Annotated in this window: 17 protein-coding genes; 5 read left to right on the plus strand and 12 right to left on the minus strand. The window is 34.4% G+C overall.

Annotated features, from left to right (window positions below):
* Nucleotides 1–127: 127 nt before the first annotated feature.
* The 12 genes from BUA03_RS08575 to ppsA all read right to left on the minus strand — a co-directional run bounded on the left by BUA03_RS08575 (nucleotide 128) and on the right by ppsA (nucleotide 11,051).
* Nucleotides 128–961, minus strand: coding sequence for a universal stress protein (locus BUA03_RS08575; RefSeq protein WP_066081556.1), 834 nt, complete (start codon nucleotides 959–961; stop codon nucleotides 128–130).
* A gap of 145 nt (nucleotides 962–1,106) precedes the next feature.
* On the minus strand, nucleotides 1,107–1,400 hold the full coding sequence (locus tag BUA03_RS08580) for a chaperone modulator CbpM (protein WP_175542101.1): 294 nt from the start codon (nucleotides 1,398–1,400) through the stop codon (nucleotides 1,107–1,109).
* Nucleotides 1,397–2,302, minus strand: coding sequence for a DnaJ C-terminal domain-containing protein (locus BUA03_RS08585; RefSeq protein WP_066081553.1), 906 nt, complete (start codon nucleotides 2,300–2,302; stop codon nucleotides 1,397–1,399). Before BUA03_RS08585 ends, BUA03_RS08580 begins: the two co-directional genes overlap by 4 nt.
* A 1,066-nt stretch (nucleotides 2,303–3,368) precedes the next feature.
* Nucleotides 3,369–4,523, minus strand: coding sequence for a phospholipase D-like domain-containing protein (locus BUA03_RS08590; RefSeq protein ID WP_066081551.1), 1,155 nt, complete (start codon nucleotides 4,521–4,523; stop codon nucleotides 3,369–3,371).
* Between the two features lie 123 nt (nucleotides 4,524–4,646).
* A complete protein-coding gene (locus BUA03_RS08595) occupies nucleotides 4,647–5,054 on the minus strand; it encodes a hypothetical protein (protein WP_169807444.1) in 408 nt (135 codons plus the stop codon).
* A 194-nt stretch (nucleotides 5,055–5,248) separates the two neighbouring features.
* Nucleotides 5,249–5,602 carry a site-2 protease family protein gene (locus BUA03_RS08600; protein WP_066081548.1) on the minus strand — a complete coding sequence of 118 codons (354 nt, stop codon included), beginning with the start codon at nucleotides 5,600–5,602 and terminating at the stop codon, nucleotides 5,249–5,251.
* A gap of 95 nt (nucleotides 5,603–5,697) precedes the next feature.
* Nucleotides 5,698–6,360 (minus strand): NAD(P)-dependent oxidoreductase, encoded by a 663-nt coding sequence (locus BUA03_RS08605; protein ID WP_082854348.1) that lies wholly within the window; start codon nucleotides 6,358–6,360, stop codon nucleotides 5,698–5,700.
* A gap of 27 nt (nucleotides 6,361–6,387) precedes the next feature.
* On the minus strand, nucleotides 6,388–6,648 hold the full coding sequence (locus BUA03_RS16365) for a Rossmann-fold NAD(P)-binding domain-containing protein (RefSeq protein WP_082854347.1): 261 nt from the start codon (nucleotides 6,646–6,648) through the stop codon (nucleotides 6,388–6,390).
* 308 nt (nucleotides 6,649–6,956) lie between these two features.
* Nucleotides 6,957–7,229: a zinc ribbon domain-containing protein gene (locus BUA03_RS08610; RefSeq protein ID WP_066081546.1), complete on the minus strand. Its 273-nt coding sequence runs from the start codon at nucleotides 7,227–7,229 to the stop codon at nucleotides 6,957–6,959.
* Nucleotides 7,230–7,398: 169 nt separating this feature from the next.
* On the minus strand, nucleotides 7,399–7,659 hold the full coding sequence (locus BUA03_RS08615) for a zinc ribbon domain-containing protein (RefSeq protein ID WP_066081544.1): 261 nt from the start codon (nucleotides 7,657–7,659) through the stop codon (nucleotides 7,399–7,401).
* A 200-nt stretch (nucleotides 7,660–7,859) separates the two neighbouring features.
* Nucleotides 7,860–8,615, minus strand: coding sequence for an SDR family oxidoreductase (locus BUA03_RS08620; protein WP_066081542.1), 756 nt, complete (start codon nucleotides 8,613–8,615; stop codon nucleotides 7,860–7,862).
* 15 nt (nucleotides 8,616–8,630) lie between these two features.
* Nucleotides 8,631–11,051 (minus strand): phosphoenolpyruvate synthase, encoded by a 2,421-nt coding sequence (gene ppsA, locus BUA03_RS08625; RefSeq protein WP_066081540.1) that lies wholly within the window; start codon nucleotides 11,049–11,051, stop codon nucleotides 8,631–8,633.
* Nucleotides 11,052–11,758: 707 nt separating this feature from the next.
* On the opposite strand from ppsA, the gene BUA03_RS08630 reads away from it, so the two are divergent.
* Genes BUA03_RS08630 through BUA03_RS08650 form a run of 5 tightly spaced genes read left to right on the plus strand, consistent with a single transcriptional unit; the run spans nucleotide 11,759 to nucleotide 18,038 of the window.
* Complete coding sequence (locus BUA03_RS08630) at nucleotides 11,759–14,077, plus strand: PAS domain-containing sensor histidine kinase (protein ID WP_066081539.1); 2,319 nt, start codon at nucleotides 11,759–11,761, stop codon at nucleotides 14,075–14,077.
* Between the two features lie 6 nt (nucleotides 14,078–14,083).
* Nucleotides 14,084–14,812, plus strand: coding sequence for a sensor histidine kinase (locus tag BUA03_RS08635; RefSeq protein ID WP_066081537.1), 729 nt, complete (start codon nucleotides 14,084–14,086; stop codon nucleotides 14,810–14,812).
* Between the two features lie 4 nt (nucleotides 14,813–14,816).
* The gene (locus BUA03_RS08640; protein ID WP_066081535.1) at nucleotides 14,817–15,227 is read left to right on the plus strand and encodes a response regulator; all 411 of its coding nucleotides are present in this window, start codon (nucleotides 14,817–14,819) and stop codon (nucleotides 15,225–15,227) included.
* A 21-nt stretch (nucleotides 15,228–15,248) separates the two neighbouring features.
* On the plus strand, nucleotides 15,249–15,671 hold the full coding sequence (locus tag BUA03_RS08645) for a response regulator (protein ID WP_066081534.1): 423 nt from the start codon (nucleotides 15,249–15,251) through the stop codon (nucleotides 15,669–15,671).
* 9 nt (nucleotides 15,672–15,680) lie between these two features.
* Complete coding sequence (locus BUA03_RS08650) at nucleotides 15,681–18,038, plus strand: response regulator (protein ID WP_066081533.1); 2,358 nt, start codon at nucleotides 15,681–15,683, stop codon at nucleotides 18,036–18,038.
* Nucleotides 18,039–18,071: the final 33 nt, after the last annotated feature.

The raw sequence follows: 18,071 nt of genomic DNA on the forward strand, positions 1-18,071 counted from the left end.
TATTTTGTTAGTGTCTTTAATTTTCTTGCTTATTGCTATAGGAAGTAGGAATATGATGGACTACTAGCCACTTTTATTAAATTTTAATTGTATTATTTATCTTAAAATGGGGAAGGGATCACGATAATTATTGAACTGGAATACTGAGTAATGGCTTGGTAATTAAATAGGCTGTTTTTTTGGTTATGCTAGCGTAAAAAATACGATTCCAAAAACCTTTTCTTTTGAAGGGATTAATTACAATCAGATCCGTTTTATCCGCTACTGTTTCTTCTAAGATGATTTTTGCTACGTTCTCTCCCGTAATATGTTTGAATGAGAATTCAAAATCTTTAAAATGATTTTCGATTGTATTTTTATACTTGTCAAAGTCTTCATCTGCGGTAAACGCCATAATTCCCTTATCGACGTGAAGAATGCTGATGGTAGCATTGAAAAGCTTGTTTATTTCCAGTAAATAAGAGAGAACCTTCTTGTCTTTTTTATGGTAATTAGAGGCATAAGTTATTTTTTTAGGTATCTTGAATTTATATTTTTCAGGAATGGCTAATACTGGGCAGGAAGCTTTGGTCATTACCTCGGCAGTAAAACTTCCAATTATTTTCTCTTTCAATCCGCTAGCTCCTTTTGTGCCCATTACTATTAGATCTATTTTCTTTTTTTTACAAAATTCCGTAATCTTAATTCCTTCAGGACCCTGATCCACGTGAATGGTTATTGAAAGACTTGGATTTTTATCAACTATTGAATTCATGATAGCAGTAAGGTGGTTGGTTAAAATTGTTTTAGTATCTAGATTTTCTTGAGTGGTCGAATTAAGCGGATAAAAAGCGCTTTCAAAAGGAATAAAACAATGGTATAAAATTAATGAAGCATCGAAAACTGTGGCCATTTTTACCGCATAATGTATAGCAGAATCTGCGAGTATAGAAAAGTCAGTTGGGCAAAGTATTGTTTTCATATTTTCAATTTTTAGTTTGTTATATCTTTAAGTTATCCAATAAGTTTTTTTCAAATTTCTATCCTCGACTGTTTTTTTTTAAATGCTACTGTATTGTTTGAAATTGAAACAGTTCTTCCCTTTTTTTCAATTGTAATTTAAATTTTTAACTTTCATACAAGCTCAGCCTATTTTTAACAGAAATCAATTCATTTTGCAAAAGTTCTATTTTTTCCAATAAATTTAAAATGACATCTATTCCATGAATGTTTACCTCTAGTTCCTCGTGTATTCGTATCATTTTTTCAATTTCATGAACAGATTCAGGACGGACATATTTAGTTTCATCGACGGTAAGGATCTCCAGCAACCCCATTTCATGTAACTTAAAAAAGAAAGACATTTCTAGATTATATTGTATGTAAAGTAGGGATAGAGGGATTAAGTTTTTGGTATTCATGATGTTTTTAATTTTGAAAGTTCCATAAATAAATCTTTTTCTTTTTGGGAAAGATCAGTTGGGATTTTAACTTGGTAGGTAATATATAAATCGCCAAATTCTCCTTCCTTTTTATAAATGGGAAAACCTTTTCCTTTCAATTTGACATTAGTTCCGTTTTGGGTTCCTGGTTTGACAGTCAGTTTTACTTTGCCGTCAAAAGTAGCAACGGTAATCTCACCGCCTAGTAGTGCAGCATATAAATCGAGCGCTACACTTGCATAAAGATTATTTTTGTCTCGTTTAAATTCCGTGTGATTGGCTACGGTAAATGTGATGTATAAATCGCCTTTTGGACCGCCACTGGCGCCTTCGCCTCCCATACCACTAATTTTTATTTGCTGTCCATTTTCGACTCCTGCAGGAATGGTAATTCGGATATTTTTACTGTTGATTGTCAGCGTTCTCTTGTGCGTGCTATAGACGTCTTTTAGGTCAAGATGCAATTCGGTACTGAAATCCTGCCCTTTAAACTGAGCTTCTCTTCGACTACCACCAGCGGTGGAACGACCACCAAACATGGATTCGAAAAAATTAGAAAAGTCACCACTACCACTAAATCCTCCTTCTTCATATCCTCCTTTTTGTCCATTTCCTTGATACTGTCGATGCTGTTTGGATTTTTCAAATTCCTCTGCATGTTGCCAGTTTTCGCCGTAATCATCGTATTTTTTACGGTTCTCAGAATGGCTTAATACTTCGTTTGCTTCATTGATTTCCTTGAATTTTCTTTCGGCTTCTTTATCATTGGGATTTAAATCAGGATGGTATTTGCGGGCGAGTTTGCGGTACGCCTTTTTAATCTCAGCTTCGGTTGCTTTTTTATCCACTTCAAGAATTTTGTAATAGTCTATAAATGCCATTGAGATTGTTTTTTATGTTGGGGTTATTTCGTTTTTTTTAACTTCCTGCGGCTGAAAAAATCGTACGAATTGCACTTTTATAGTATCAAATTTAAACAATTTTAAAAGAAGAAAAGCGAAATAAAGTGTTTTAATACAATTAGATAGGAAAAAAAAGCTCCTACAATGGAGCGTGTGATATTAATTTTTTCTCTTTATAAAGGAAACAACTCCTTTTCAATGGCTTTCACAACTTATAGGTATTTCAATTCAAAAAGTAGTGCCTCGTACTTTATAACTTCTATATGTTTTACCTTGATTTGTAGAACGAAATTTATTTTTCCTAACAAATGCTCTAGGTAATTCTGGCGGTTTATTATTTTGTATTTGTAATGTTCGTCCAACCCAAATTGCTGGATGTAATCAAGAGCTGGCCTCCATTACTTGCGCTTATCAAAAATCACCTTCGGTTTTTTATTTACAACAGCGCCAGTAAAAATTTGGCACATATAAGGGGTCATCAGTTTAGTTTTTTTGGCACGAATTCGTATTTGGAGTTTCCCCACCGTTTCTGTAACTATTTGCAGTACTTTTTTTGAATAAAAATCCCCTGCAAAGTAAATGTCGTCCGCATAAGGCGTATACTAGTTTAGCTTCTTATAAGTTCGGAGTTCTGCGGAGAATCTTTTAAACCTAGTACTTGAAAGAACATTCTTTTAAAGAATAGTGACTTACTGCTCCATTATTAACCTGAACTAACAATTTTTTTAAAAAATGAATTAATAAAATAATTCATCCTAATTCGGGATATTTATCTTTTTACAGTCCAATTTAGGGATTTTTGTTTTAATATCCTTTTGGATCCATTCCTCTTTCTTTTTTGACATTAATTCGGTATGTTTCCATTTTTTTAAATTGTAAATCAATACTATATAATTCATAACAAAATAATTGTCAAATAGTTAATTAAGATAAATATACAAAAAATTTAAAATAATAAATTTTAGCTTTTTCTAGAATATTTTTTGTTGCACCAATTTTAAATTTTTAATGGGATAGTGATGGCTAAAATTATTTTGGTAATTTTTTAATTATAGAAGCGTTTGTGAGGCGTATAAGTGACTAATAATTCTATGATTCTCGTGATACCGTACGAAATCAAATTAATGCATTTAGTGATAATATTGGTTTTAGTATTTAGAGATTCCCGCGTGATGCATTGGCATTGTGCAATGATTTCGTAGAGATGGGTCCGAAACATAGCTGCAAATAATTCTGAGTTTATTTCAATATTAGTTTCAATACTTCCGTACGAACTTAAATTATTCAGGTTAAAAGAGCCAATTGTGGACCAATTCCCATCAATAACTGCTGCTTTTCCATGCAAAACCGATTTGTCCCATTCATACAATTCAATGTTATACTTGAGCAGTTTATCATATAAAAAGCAAGTTGCCCGCCTAGTCATTGGAAGATCTGATTTTCCGGAAAGAATCAGTTTAATGGTCACTTTGTTTTTTGACGCTTTTTTCAATGCTCTAATGATTCGAATCCCAGGAAGAAAGTAGCTTCCTACTATAATTATTTCTTTTTTGGCCTGCCGAATGGATTTAATATATCCATCACAAATTTCATTTTTCCCCTTTAGCCAGTCGTTCTGGAGTATGCGAACGGAAGCATCTCCCTGAATAGCAAAGACCGCTTTTATTTTTTTATTTTGGAATCGCCTTTTCTTAGAATAAATATCGATGCAAAGTTGCTGCAGCGGTTTAGCAATTTCCCCTTTTAATTGAACGGCGTAATCCAGCCAAGGTTCTTCGGTTGCTGAGCCATGATATTTAGCAGCGATGTTTATGCCACCAACCAGCGCAACTTTTGCATCAGCAACAACAATTTTACAATGGAGCCTCCTGCCAATAAAAAAGGTGTATGTTGAAAATAAAGGGGCAAAAAAACGAATGTTAATACCAGTATTTTTCAGTTCTTTAACCAGCTCAGAAGGAAAGGATAAAGAGCCTAGACCATCCAGAAGCATATAAATTTTAACTTTCCTAGAAGCTGCTTCTTTTAAGGCGGTACTAATTCTTGTTCCTGTGGTGTCGTCTTCAAAAAGATACATTTGGATATAGATTTGAAATTGCGCCTGTTGTATAATAGTTTCTAAACGAGCAAAGTAATCTTCGCCACTGTGAACCAACTCTAGATTTTTAGGATCAGTAAAGCTATCGTTACTTTTTATCATGCGTCATCTTTTTTTTAACTTTATTGCGTAAAATAAATTCCATAAGATTATCATAGTCCAAAACGCCTGCTACTTCATTGTTCTCCAAGACTAGCTTTAATCTTGATTTATTACATGCAGCATCTAAAAACTATTTTCCAGCGGTGAATTACCATCAGGAAAAACCAAATTCTGATCCATGAAATTATAGACAAATTTATTTTCTCCATTTTTAGTGAACGCCATTATAATTGGATCTCGGTTCAGTGTTCCAGCAGGAATACCTGCTTTCGTAATTATAAAATTCTTGCTTTGGCTGCCTAAAACCACTGCGACGGCCGTTTTTATGGTTTCATTAGCATCCATCTTTGGAAATTGTTTCATCAAAATGTCATGAACTTTAAAATCTCTTAACATAAATTTAGTTTCGGTAGAATCCGCTTTTACTGGAGCTCCAATACTAACAAAAATACCAATAAAAACTAAAATGGGTGGCGAAAAAAAAAGAAAATTATAAATCCTAAGCAAGATATTGACCCATTCGTGCTGCAATTCGTTTCGCTACATGCCGTTGCATTTTATAGGACAACACAGCGTGTATAATTTGAACTGCATCCATTGGAAACGCAGGAATCAAGTTGAAAAGCGCCAGTTAAAGGTTGACTAGAAAGAAATTCAAAAAGAAATTATTCGAATTGATGCCAGTAGATAATTGCCATATTAATTCGTCTGTCGTTTCGGGATGGCTATCCCGTAATTACGACCAAGGTAATGTTTACTATAGGTCCTGCAATAGCCACTGTCAATTTCTCAAGTGGTTTTTTAGGAATATTTTCGAGCCGTGCTAAACCTCCAATAGGCAAAAGAGTGCTGTCTTTGGTCTTTATGTCGTACCTTTTCGCTGCCAAAGCATGGCCTAATGCATGTAGGATTATGGTAATAAATAAGCTCGAAATAAACAGCACGGACAAAAATATTTGAGTTGCGCTTTGGCCTGCTCGGTACTTAATAAAAATGATAAACAGAATCAATAATGTGAATGTCCAGTGAACAAAAATTCCAATGTCAGCGATTTTTCTGAGTTTAAAGGAACCTTTCATTTGTGGCGATTTAACAGTACGGATCCCAATATAAGTAGGAAAATGATCCAGTTGAAAATAGGCTTATTCTATTTTTATTTTCGAAATAAAGGACGCTATTTTTCATTTATTTCATTTTCAGAAATACCATTGTAGGTCCAAGCATTTAAATTGGCAATTGTTGTATTTGCTATTCCGGCTAACGTTTCCTTTGTCAAAAACCCTTGATGGCCGGTAATCAATACATTAGGATAAGAACGCAGTTTGAGAAACAACGGGTCTGTTACAGGAGATTCAGTATGATCCTGATAAAATAGCGCATGTTCTTTTTCATAGACGTCTAAACCAATAGCTGCAATAGTTTTATTCTCGATTGCTTCGATTAAATCTAAGGTGTTTACGAATGCTCCATGAGCGGTGTTGATAAATATCACACCTTTTTTTAAGGTTGAAAAAGTGGCTTTATCAAACATTTGCTTGGAGGAATCATTCCATTGCGCATGAACTGAGACTACATCTGAAAGTGCACAAACATCTTCAAATGAGGCGTAGAATAAAGGGATTTCAGCCATTAGTGCTTTATTTTCAACAGCATCGAAAGCTAAAATTTTACAACCAAAACCATGCATAATCCTTGCAAAAGCAGCACCTATTATGCCAGTTCCAATGATACCAACTGTTTTACCATGCAAATCAAAACCTACCAGATGATCCATGCGATAATCACCAATGTGCATCAACCGCTGACCCAAAACCAGTTTTCTGTTTAAGGCTAACAATAAACCTACTGCGTGTTCTGCAACGGACTAAGGGGAATAGGTAGGTGCATTTGGGACTTTTAAAGCCAAGGATTTGGCTCTTGGAAGATCAATAAGATCTGAAAGTACCGCCCGCAACGCAATATGTTTTGCGCCATAAGTATATAATTTTTGCAACACTGCTTCGGCTGCAACATCTGCTAAGGAAAGCGAAATTGCATCAAATCCCTTGGCTAGGTCTGCTGTGTTTTCATTCAAATGCTCTTCCGAGAAAACTAATTCGTGATTGCCATGAGCTGCTTTTTCCATAAATGGCTTATCAAAACCTAAGATGCTGTAGACTAATACTTTTATTTTAATAGTTTTTACGATATTAAAAATGTTTTCCCTGCTCGTAATGTGACTATTTTATTAAATTGCACTTCCAGTTTAATGCTACCTGATTATTGATTTTTAGCATCGATGCATGGAGAGCTGCTTTATGAATCAGAAGCAGGTGTCTTGTTTATACTTACAATTTCTCACTATTTTGGCTGCTATATCTGAGATATTATTTTTGAAAATCGAAAAAAAATTGTTTGCTTTTTTAATTATTAATCACTTGCATGGTGTGTTGCTCAAATAAATAAATGGTTTTTTTTCCAACGAGTCAAGGCAGGCAAAATGTTTATGGCTTTTTGAACCATGTAATCAGGATGGTTCTTTTTCTCCATGTGAACTTTTACCATGTTTTTCATTTCTTCTAAGTTCATATCGGGTTGTTTAAATTGGCTGTCTTCATAACAATATTTACAGTAATCACTTGTTTTATGACCCGTATTTTCTGTTCCTTTGACTTCTTCTGTAGCCATAGGCATTCCACAACTTTGACAAAAAGGGATGATTTCCATGTCGATTGATTTAAGTGGTTAGCTTCGTTTATTTTGTTTAGATTTTTATTTTATGTCAATTTTTTAGTAATGGATCGCACAAGATTCAGATTATTAATTTCATATAAGACACTGTTGTACAATTTTTTAAAAGTAAACAGGGATTCAAACTACTACTTTATATTTGGTATTAACTGCTTTTCCAACGTATCAGTGTCGGTAAAATGTTTACCGTTTTCTGAATGGAATCTTCATTGATTGCTAATTTTTTTAATTTATTTTTCACGTTGATTTTCATCTCTTCTAAATTCATCTCTGGATTTTTGAAAGCACCATCGTTAAAACAATACTTACAATAGTCCTTACTTTTTAGACCGTTTTTTTCAGTTCCTTGCAATGCGATGGCATCAAGTGGCATGCTACAACTTTGACAGCTAATTCTATTTTCCATAATTTTTAAATCTACTATTCCTGTTTCTTATTAAACATTTATTTTTTAGTTGCGGTGAAGGCTGTCAAGTTCCAGCTTGTTCAAAATGATGCTGGAATTTTGGAATTAAAAGTAGTTCAACCTATGAGTTCGCTCAACCCCAATGTTAAACTAGTATTGAAAAAGTTTTAGTTTGATGTGATTTTCTGGTCTTATTTCTATTATTGTGCTACAAAACCGCCATCTACGACCATCGCATGTCCAGTTACAAAAGAGGCTTCATCTGAGCACATCCATACCACCGAATTCGCTATTTCTTCCGGAAGACCAAAGCGACCCAAAGGTTCTAAACCCGTAAATTGTTCTATTGCTTCTTTATTTTTTCCAGTCAGACGATCAATCATTGGGGTTTGGATTACACCAGGACAAATCACATTTATTCGGATTCCTAATAGGGCACATTCCAAAGCTGCAGTTTTAGTAAGTCCCACGACGCCGTGCTTAGACGCCACGTAAGCTGGTAATCCTGGAAAACCAACTAATCCAGCGACCGAAGAGCAATTGATAATGACGCCTTTCCCTTGTTTGCGTATTTCTGGAATTTCATATTTCATACAAAGCCAGATTCCTTTTAGGTTTATCCCAATGGTTTTATCCCAATTTTCTTCCGAGCACGCATAAGTTGGAGCAGATGTTCCCTCGATCCCGGCATTATTGAAAGCATAATCCAACCGGCCAAATGTGGCAATCGTTTTGGCGACCATTGCTTTTACATCCTCCGTTTTGGAGACATCACATTTGATAAAAAGTGCATCACCACCTAATTCTTTGATTAGGGCTATCACTTCTTTATTTTCCTTCCAGTCTACAACAGCTATTTTAGCTCCCTTTTTTGCAAAAGCAAGTGCCGACGCCTTGCCAATTCCAGAGGAGCCACCGGTTACAATGACTACTTTATTTTTAAATGGTGTTTCCATTTAGAGCTATTTTAATTAGTTTGTAATTGTTCTTTTGGTTTTATGTTCGGCCTCTAAAATATTTTCGATTCCTTTTATCAAAGCATCTGGATTAAAGGAGATGCTGTCGATTCCTTCCTGGACTAAAAAAGCAGCAAACTCAGGAATGTCGCTTGGAGCTTGACCACAGAGTCCCACTTTTATTTCATAACGTTTGGCAACTTTAATGGTTTCTTTTATTAAATATTTGACAGCTGGATTTTCTTCATTAAACAAATAACTGACTAAAGCTGAATCACGATCTAAACCTAAGGTGAGTTGTGTCAAGTCATTGGATCCTATAGAAAATCCGTCAAATAATTTTGCAAATTCAGCAGCCATCAATACATTGCTTGGAATTTCAATCATCACATATACTTGTAACCCGTTGATGCCTTGTACTAAACCATTATGTGTCATTTCAGCTAAGACATTTTCACCTTCTTCTATTGTTCTACAAAATGGAATCATCAATTTCACGTTGAGCAGTCCCATTTCGTTTCGTACTTTTTTCATAGCTTCACATTCTAAAGCAAACCCTTTTCTATAAAAGTCACTGTAATACCGGGAAGCGCCACGAAAACCAATCATCGGGTTTTCCTCTTTTGGTTCGTAAAATTGTCCTCCGATCAGGTTGGCGTATTCATTGCTTTTAAAATCACTCATCCGTACAATGACTTCCTTTGGGTAAAAGGCGGCAGCCACAATAGCCACTGCTTCGGCCAGTTTATCTATGAAATATTTTTTTGGATCTTCGTAGCCTTCTGTTAAAGCTGCAATTTCGGATTTGATATTTTTGTCGGTTATTTTTTCCGGTTCGCATAATGCCAAAGGATGGATTTTGATTGTATTTGAAATAGCAAATTCCATTCGCATTAAACCCACGCCCTGATTTGGATATTGGCTTAACTCAAAAGCTCTTTCGGGATCAGACAGAATGAGCATGGGATGCGTCTCTGGCATTTTGAGGGCACTAAAATCCTGTTCTGTAATGTCCCATTTCAAGAGTCCATCATAAATGTTTCCTGCTGTACCTTCGGCGCAGGAAACGGTGATTTCCTGACCATTTTTTATTGCTGAAGTGGCATCTCCACAACCCACAACAGCAACGGTTCCTAATTCTCGAGCCACAATGGCGGCATGACTAGTGCGGCCTCCTTTATTAGTGATAATCGCTGCGGCTCGTTTCATGATAGGATCCCAATCTGGATTTGTTACATCCGTTACGATGATTTCGCCATTTTGTAGTAAATCGCCTTCTTGTGGATTGTTTAGAATTCGGGCTTTACCGGAAGCAATTTTGTCACCTAATGCGATTCCTTTAGCTAAGAGGGTGCTTTTTTCTTTTAACTTATAAATTTCTCGCAGTTGCTTATTTGCTTTTCCGTGAACGGTTTCTGGACGTGCCTGAACAATGTACAATTGATTGTTTAGACCGTCTTTGGCCCACTCAATGTCCATTGCTTTTTTATAATGTTTTTCAATTTTTGAACACCATTGTGCCAGTTGAATGACTTCTTTGTCGTTTAGCGAAAATTGTTTTTGTTTTTCCAATGAAGTATCGGTATTAACAATGGTGTTTTCAGCAGCTGAACCTGCCACTGCATTTTTATAGATCATCGTAAATTCTTTTTGGCCGCACTGTCTTTTTAAAATGGGATTCACGTTCGGATTTGTCAATGTAGGTTTGAATACAATCCATTCGTCTGGCGTAACCGTACCTTGAACAATATTTTCTCCCAGTCCCCAAATACTATTTATGATGATGGTATTTTCGAATCCGCTATCGGGATCAATTGTAAAAGCCACTCCGGAAGCCGCTATGTCACTTCGGACCATTTGTTGGACACCCACGGAAATAGCAATGTCTAATTTAGTAAAATCCATGTCGTGACGGTATTTTATAGCACGATCTGTAAACAAAGAAGCGTAACAACGGTGTATAGTTGATAGTAATTCTTGTTCTCCATTAATATGAAGAAAAGATTCCATTCGTCCTGCAAAACTTGCTGTGGGTAAATCTTCAGAAGTTGCACTGCTTCGAACTGCCACATCAAGATTAGACGTGCCACATTGCTCGCTGAGCGATTGGTAAGCGACTTTTATTTCATCCCGTATTTCGTCTGGAATCGCTGCGGATAAAATGAGATTTCTGGCTTTTTCTCCAATAAGGGAGAGATTTGAATATTCCTTGGTATCTAAAGACAACAATAAATCTTGCAATAGTTGTTCTAAACGGTTGGTTTTTCGGAATAGCCGATACCCTTCTGCAGTAACGGCAAATCCGTTTGGAATAATGATGCCAATTGGGTTGAGCTGATTGTACATTTCGCCAAGAGATGCATTTTTACCGCCTACTTTGTCAATTGCATCTATATTTATTTCGTTGAAAAACAGGATGTATTTGTATGTTCTCATTGCGCCTTTTTTTTAGATAGGAAAGAGTATTAAATTCGTATGTCAAATAGTAATAGTCGAAAAAAACAGGTCTTGTTTTTTTTACCACACGTGTAAATTTTTTAATTAAAAGCTAGGTTTGGAATTTACGAACCGCTTTTTTTGAGCTTGTGTAGGTGAGCAGTAGGAGCTTCACCTAGTTAAACTAATAGCGTAAATTTAGATAAATATTTTTTCTAATTTTAATATAAACACTATTTTTATTTTACAAGTTGTTGTTTATCAGGGTAATGTGTATTTTGTCGAATGATTTTTTTTATTTTTTTATTTTCAAGGCCTAATAAGCGGTATTGCATGTCTTTGTTTCAAGAGGCAAGCATCAAAAAAGAAACAAAACGCAAAATAAGTAAATGAAATTACTACCCGCAATTCCTTAATTTCGACTTTAATGAATCGTTTTTGATAAGAGAAAAAAGGGCTCTTTTGCAGATGCGTTTGTTTTTCCTAATTTTGATTTTTTGATAGTGATAAAGAAGTAAAATGGAGCAATACTTTTTTATAAATTGCAGTAAATTTAAGTAGCTACAATGCTGTTTATTCGAAATTAATTTTATTTTTGTAGCTAAACCAATTGTTTTTTCGACTGGAATTAGTGCGTAGGAATGATAAGCATAAAATAATTAAGCATTAATTATTGCTCAACAATAGTAAAGAAAATCCTTATTTTAATGAAAATAAATCTTAAACCGGAAAATGAAATTGAAAGACTCCAAGTACTGAAAGACTATGCTATTCTGGACTCCTTGTCTGAACAAGAATATGATTCTATTGCACAGCTAGCTTCTTTTATTTGCGGAACCCCTATTGCTTTAGTTAATTTAATAGATGAAGACCGACAATGGTTTAAATCAAAAGTAGGAATAAATGTATCAGAAACATCGAGAGAGCTGTCTTTTTGTCAATACACCATTTTAGGTGATGATGTTTTTGAAGTTCAGAATGCTACTGAAAACAAGCTGTTTTCGGAGAATCCATTGGTTACTGGTAGTCCTAATATTCGATTTTATGCAGGAGCTCCACTTCGAACTAGAAACGGGTTTAATATGGGGTCGCTTTGTGTGATTGATACGGAACCTCGAGCTCTTAATGTAGAACAAAAAAACGCCCTAAAATTACTTGCTGATCAAGTTGTTGCATTATTGGATTCACGCAAAAAACATTTAGATTTCCTTGAATCTCAAAAGGAAATACAAAATTTCATCGAACTGTCTAAAGATTTGGTTTGTATTGCTAATGTGAATGGATTATTCTATAAAGTTAATCCCGCTTTTACAAAGGTTTTAGGTTATTCTAAAGAAGAATTGGAAGGAACTCCTTTTATTGATTTGGTGCATCCTGATGATTTGGCTCAAACCTACAAGGAAGTAGAGAAATTATCAAAGGGGGAATTAACGATAAGTTTTGAGAACCGTTACCGTTGTAAAAGTGGAGATTATATTATACTGAGCTGGAATACCTCTCCAGAGCCTAATACTGGGAATTTATACTGCATTGCTCGAAATGTAACAAAGGAAAAAGAAGCCGAGCAACATCTAATCGATGGGAATAATCTATTAGAGGAGTCGCAGCATATTGCTAAAATTGGGAGTTGGAAATTTAATTTAGTTACTAATGATCTTGTTTGGTCAGAGGGTCATTATCGTATTTTTGAATTAGATCAACTGCCTTCAGATCAGTTGTATAAAGAATATAGAAGCAGAATTCACACGGATGATTTAGTAAAGCTGGATCAAGTCAGTGAGGATGTTATACAAACAGGAAAAGACTTTAAAATCAAATATAGAATCGTATTTCCAGATCAAAGAGTCAAGCATATTCTAGAAATTGGACAACCTTTTAAAAATGAAAAAGGGGAAGTGATTGAGTTAAAAGGAATTATTCAGGATGTTACCGAGATCACATTAGCAGAGCAAAAAATCATTCAAAAATCAAAAGAAATAAGAGACATACGATCCGCTTTAGATGAATCAGCAATTGTATCTATTTCAGATCAACAGGGATTGCTAACTTATGTGAACGATAACTTCTGTAGTATTTCTAAATATACCAAAGACGAGTTGATAGGCAAAGATCAACGCACTATTACAGGGCATTTTCCTAAAGCGTTTGCGAAACAAATTTTGAAAACAATTGTCAACGGGAATGTTTGGAAAGGCGAAATGAGGAATTTAGCTAAAGATGGTTCCTATTATTGGGAAAAGGCGACTATCGTGCCGTTTTTGGACGAAAAAAATAAGCCGTATCAATACATTTCAATAAGCACCGATATTACCGATCAAAAAAATGCAGAAGCAAACTTACAAAGTGCATTATTGAATTTGGGTAAAAAAAACAACGAACTCGATCAGTTTGCTTATGTAGTTTCTCATGATTTAAAGGCGCCACTTAGAGCGATTAATAATTTGTCAGAATGGATTGTTGAAGATATGCCAGATATGCCTGAGGCCGTTAGCGCTAATTTTGACTTACTGCGCGGAAGAGTGTTGCGAATGGAAAACTTAATCAATGGAGTTTTAGAATACTCGCGTATTGGTCGTACCGAAATCGAAAAAGAAAAGATTGATTTAAAATTGATGTTAAATCAAATTATAGATTCAATCGTTCCCAAGCAAGGCTTTGAAATCACAATTGGCGAAAACTTTCCCGTGATTGAATCGGAACGAATACTTTTGCAACAAGTATTTAGTAACTTGATTAGTAATGCAGTTAAGTACAGTGATAAACCAGTAGGAAAAATAGATTGCCAGTATAAAGCACTGCCCAGTTTTCATCAGTTTAGTATAAAAGATAATGGTCCTGGGATTGCAATAGAATACCATAAAAAAGTGTTCAAAGTTTTTCAAACTATTGAGGCACGTGATGTAAAAGAGAGTACAGGTATAGGTTTGTCAATTGTAAAAAAAATTATTGAAGAAAAAGGAGGAAGTATCCATATTGAATCCGAAGAAAATAAAGGGTGTAGTTTCATTTTTACATTCCCTAAATAAACAACAATGGAGGAAGCAGAAGATAAATGTCAACAGGAATTAGCAGCCCTTAAAAAAGAGTTTGAAGAATTTGTTTATATAGTCTCACATGATATAAAATCGCCTATGCGGGCAATTTCAAATATAACAACGTGGATTGAAGAGGATCTGGGAACCGTTGAAAATCAAGAAGTGCTTGCAAACTTAAGCTTGCTGAAAAACAGGGTCAATCGAATGGAAAACATGATGAATGGACTGTTGGAACTTTCTCGCGTAGATAGGGTAGAATTGGAATTTTATGAAGTTAATATTTCTAAAATGATGGCAAACAGCATTGCATTATTTGAAACTAATTCCAACGTTGAATTTACTTTAAACACGACTCTTATTAATGAAAATTGTGTAACTTTAGGAGCGAAATTGCAAAAAGTGATATTGAGTGTACTCGACAATGCCGTCCGATTTCACGATAAAGAAAATAGAAAAGTAGGTGTTGAGGTTGTAGAAACCCAAAGCGACTATGAAATAAAAGTTAGCGATAATGGGCCCGGAATACCCGAACAAATAGCATCTAAAATTTTCTCTATTTTTTACACTGTTAATTCTAAAGATGTTGTGGATACAACCGGAGCAGGATTAGCCATCAGTTGTAAAATCATGAAATTGGTGGGAGGAAAAATTAAATATTCTGCTGGTATAAACAATGGCTCAATTTTTACGTTAATTTGGCCAAAAATAATAATATTAAAAAATTAAAATTATGAACCAAAAATTGGTAAATATTTTATTGGTCGAAGACGATGAAGTAGATGTAATGAATGTAAAAAGAGCCTTCTCCAAAAATAATATCATGAACCCGCTTTTTGTAGCCGGAAATGGAGTGGAAGCACTTGAAATGCTGGAAAACCATATTATTCCGCTGCCTAAAATTATTATTTTGGATATAAATATGCCAAAAATGAATGGGATTGAGTTTCTTAAAATAATGAGGGAAAACGAGATACTTAAAAACATATCTGTTTTTGTTATGACCACTTCAAACGAGGATAGTGACAAGATAAATGCTTACAATTTGAATGTTGCGGGATATATCCTTAAGCCACTTTCTTTTGAAAAGTTTTTGACTTCAGTGGCTACTCTCAAGAACTTCTGGCAATTATGTGAACTGTAATATATCCAATTCATTTTTGTTATGGGAAATGCAAGTATCTTATTGGTCGACAATAGAAAGGCTATCATCGAAAGCTTCAGAAAATCTTTTTCAGAAATAGAGGTGAAACATACTTTATTTTCAGCTGCCAATGAAAATGAGGCATGGTCGATGCTAGATGGCTCTCAAAAATTAAGCCCTGTACCTAAAATAATTCTAATCGATGTCAACAGGACGAAGAATAAAGGAATACAATTTTTAAATGCAATACGAAATCATACGGATTTAAAATCAATTTTAGTTTTTGTAATCACAGATTCAGAAAATGAAATAAATAAAGCAGCAGCTTTGAATTTGAATATTGCAGGATATATTCCCATGTCATTTGAAAGTCAAACTCTTAACTCATTCGTTTCAGTCCTCAATGAATATTGGAATATTATTGAATTTTCTAGTCAAAAATAAAAGCATACTATGGCCCAAGTTTTAAGAATATTAATAATTGACGATGATAAAATCGATGCTATCACTATCACTCGTTCCATTTCGCAATCTGGCATAATTGCTGAGGTCGATAGCGTTTTTTCAGCAAAAGATGGAATTGAAAAAATCACAACATTGGAGTATGACTTAATTTTTTTAGATTATATGATGCCCGAAACCGATGGAATTTCTTTTTTGAAGAAAATTAGAGATTTGGATATTGAGACGCCTGTGATTTTTGTAACCTCACAAGGAGATGAAAAAATCGCTAGTCAAGCAATATTAAGTGGCGCCTCAGATTATATTCCAAAAACGTTACTGACTCCAGATGGGGTATCTCAAAGTATCAGGAATGCCATTAAGTCGCATGAAAGTTTAAAACTTAGAAAAGTTACCGAACTAGCTTTGAAAGTCAATTCAAATCGTCTTCTTGAAGCGCAAAAATTAGCTAAAATAGGAAGTTGGGAAATTAATTTAAGCAATAATGAGGTGTATTTTTCAGATGAATTTTTTACTATTTTTGAAGTTGAAAACCAGAAGATTGCTTCAGTTGATTTTTTTAAATCATGTTTTACAGATGACGAAGATTTAGCCCTTTTTGAAACTAATCTAAAACACGTTAAAACCACAAAAACGGAAGTACAATTTCATCATAGTATAACTAGTAAAAAAGGAACTGTAAAATACATCAAGCAATTTATTAAATGTTTGAATGATGATAGAGACAAACCTTGTAAAATACTTGGAACCATTCAAGATATTAGCGAGCAGAAACGAACAGAGGCTGAGCTTATAAAGGCTAAGGAATTAGCTGAAAAAGCAGTAGTTGTAAAAGAACAGTTTTTAACGAATATGAGCCACGAGATTCGGACTCCTATGAATGGTATTATTGGATTTGCCAAAATTCTCGAAGGTACTAAATTAGATAATAGCCAGAAGCAAAGTGTAGAGGCTATTAAAAAAGCCAGTCAAAACTTGATGTTTATTATTAATGATATTCTTGACTTCTCAAAAATTGAAGCAGATAAAATGACTTTTGAAGAGGTGAAATTTTCGCTATCAAAAACAGTTTATTCTGTAATTGAGTTATTGGCTCAAAATGCAAAAGAGAAGAAAATAAAATTGTTATACGATATTGATTCTAAAATAACTGATAATCTAATTGGTGATCCTACGAAGTTATCTCAAATATTAGTAAACTTACTGGGGAATGCACTTAAATTTACCGAAAAAGGTTTTGTAGAATTAGTAGTTACTGAAGTGCAGCAAACAGCATCAGAATGCAAATTGAAATTTTCAATTATCGATACCGGCATTGGTATCCCAAGCGATAAAGTAAATTCCATATTTGAAAGTTTCAATCAGGCATCAAATGAAACAACAAGAAAATATGGTGGAACAGGACTTGGACTTACAATTACACGTAATCTTGTTGAGTTGCAGGGAGGCAAAATTAGTGTTGAAAGTGCAGTTTCTAAAGGAAGTGAATTCTCCTTTTCTTTAGTGTATAAAAAAGCGGAAAAGGGAATTACGATGTCGCCTCAGTTGACAAACAAAACCATTGCTCCAGATTTTTTAAAGGAGGTCAAAATACTCTTAGTGGAGGACAACGAGCTCAATCAACTTCTGGCAATCAAAGTGTTTGAAAAATGGGGAAAAGAAATTGATGTTGCTGAAAACGGAAAAAAAGCAATTGAAAAGATAGAAAAAACGGCTTATGATATTATCTTGTTAGACATACAAATGCCTGAAATGGATGGGATTGAACTCGCTAATTATATTAGGTCTAACATGGGAGAAAAAGCGGGGATTCCTATTATTGCATTAACAGCGCATGCCACTGTTGAGGAAGAACGAAAATGCCTTGAAAATGGAATGAATGATTATTTATCTAAGCCCTATGATTTTGATGTGTTATTGAATAAATTGTATTTAAATTTAAAGGTAAATAAAGTAAACATGACACACTCTTCAGTTGTGCAAAAGGAAGAATTAACAGCAGAAAAACTAGTTGATCTTAAATATTTGAAAGAGTTTTCGGAAGGTGATGAGACTTTTATTAAAGAGATGATCACGCTTTTTTTAGAAAACACACCAGAAACAATGGAAATAATTCTGAAATCTAATGAGAATAATGATCTCATAATTTTGAAAGAAGAAATCCATAAGCTTAAGTCCTCTCTAAGTTTGTTAGGGATGGTCAAAGCATCTCAATGTGTTGACATTATTGAAAAAGAAATTGAAATAAACCCTCTAGGACAAAAAAGAATAGAGGAAGTTATTAAGTTAAATGCTATTTGCCAGTTGGCTATCAAGGAATTACAGGTAGCGATCGAGCTTTATTCGTAAATAGGAGCTTTAATTGTTGTTGTCCTATGAATT

Origin of the sequence: Flavobacterium fryxellicola, from assembly GCF_900143245.1 — a bacterium.
GTDB lineage: Bacteria > Bacteroidota > Bacteroidia > Flavobacteriales > Flavobacteriaceae > Flavobacterium > Flavobacterium fryxellicola.